General features: G+C 59.6%; 1 protein-coding gene and 1 pseudogene. Both read left to right on the forward strand.

Annotation, left to right across the window (positions count from 1 at the left end; translation table 11 throughout):
- Positions 1–192, forward strand: a pseudogene (locus AC1DEY_RS23095) (hypothetical protein); the annotation flags it as partial.
- Positions 193–233: 41 nt separating this feature from the next.
- A complete protein-coding gene (locus AC1DEY_RS23100) occupies positions 234–1646 on the forward strand; it encodes a recombinase family protein (protein ID WP_476870034.1) in 1413 nt (470 codons plus the stop codon).
- The last annotated feature ends 202 nt before the right edge of the window (positions 1647–1848 follow it).

The following is a 1848-nucleotide window of genomic DNA, read 5'->3' on the forward strand; positions in this document are numbered from 1 at the left end:
AGGAAAACAATGGAAGGAAAACAGATGTCAATCGATCAGGACACGCCCGCCGCACACCGCGTCGATACAGGGGAGGACGGTGATGCCGAGGTGTACGAGATCTATCCCGGCGCTAGCTCGGTGGTCCCCGTGCAACAGCACCGACGGACAGGACCGCCTTCAGCGCAATCGGGAATGGCCACCGCTGAATAGACGGGCTACCTGTCAAGTTACCCAGCCGCTACGATGTAGTCATGTCGTCACACAGGACCAAACGAGCCGCCATTTACGCACGCATCAGCCGCGATCAGAAGGGCGATGGCTTGGGCGTGGAACGACAGGAAGAGCTTTGCCGGAATCTGGCTGCGAAGCTCGGGCTCAGCATCGCTGAAACCTATGTGGATAACGACATCAGCGCTTATTCAGGGCGCCGCCGGCCCGCTTATGAGCAGATGCTCGCTGACATTGAGGCCGGGCGTGTGGACGTGGTGCTCTGCTACCACTCGGATAGGCTCATGCGGCGCACGCGGGAGCTGGAACGCTACATCGACATCTGCCGCCCCCGCGGCGTCGTCACACACCAGGTGACCGCGGGAGTCTTGGATCTTGCCAGCGCAACAGGGCTAGCCGTGGCTAAAACCGTCGCTGCATGGTCGCAGCACGAGTCAGACCACAAGGGCGAACGGATAGCTGCCCAGAAAGCCCAGGCCGCGAAACAGGGCAAATACTTGGGCGGGCGGATCCCTTGGGGATGGAAGATGGACGGTGAACAGATCGTTGTGGACCCGGTAGCCGCCGCACTGATTCGGGAGGGTACTGAGGAAATCATTGCCGGGCGCTCTCTCGCAACGGTCACGAGGGCATGGGCGGACGCTGGAGCCGCTAACAGCGCGGGGACGCGCAGGAACACGACTGAGGTTAAACGGACGCTGCTAAGGGCGCGGAACGCTGGTCTCATGATGTTTCATGGCGAGGTTGTCTCGGACAAATGGCCCGCGATTGTTCCACTGGCGCAATTCCGTATGTGTGAAGCCATCCTGACGGATGAAAGCCGGCCTAAGCAGTCCGAGTCCAAGTTCAAGTACCTGCTGTCCGGTGTTGCGCAGTGCTACTGCGGACGGACTATGACCGGGTTTGGGGTTCAGGCGAAACGGGCCTACCGCTGCAAGGTTCACCAGGAAGGCGGGCGTTTTGTTCCTGGCCACGCTCACAGGGCCATGAAACCCCTTGACGACTATGTGAAGTCGGTGGCCGTTGCCTATTTGAGCCGTAAGAGCACGGCGGCAAATCTTAGGGCTGCCCTCGAAGAACTCGACGCCGGTTTAGAGCCGGTCAACCGTGAAGATATTGCGGCACTCGTTGACCGTAAGCACTCGCTGGCCCGACTATTCGCCCAGGGTGCCATCACAGAGTCACAACTGGTGGAGGGCAGTAGAGAGGTAGAGAGCAAGCTGGCCCGGTTGGAAGACCGGGCTGTTGCTAACGGCGGCACGAGAGGCGTTGCAGGCGTTGTCCTCTCGGATGATCCAGCCGCCGCGTTCCTCGCTTCTGATGTGGAGGTGCAACGCGAGATCCTGCGTTCCCTGTTCACCATCGAACTACAGCCAACGGGCCCGTCTCGCGGGCAGTTTGACTCGGCAACGGTGAAGATGAGCCCCCGCGAATAAACGCAAGGAATCCATACACAAGATTGTGACGCAATGTTACGCAAGTTTTTTTGAGCCTGGTACTCCACAGGCGCGAGAGCTAGGCATGACCGGCGAAAACCCCGTGAATCCGGGCCAGAACTACCGCCATGTAATTCGTTATCCACAGGCTGTAGATCACGAGCGCGTAATACTACACAGCCCATCCACAGGGATGCAAGGG

This window comes from Arthrobacter sp. 05T47, assembly GCF_056395825.1.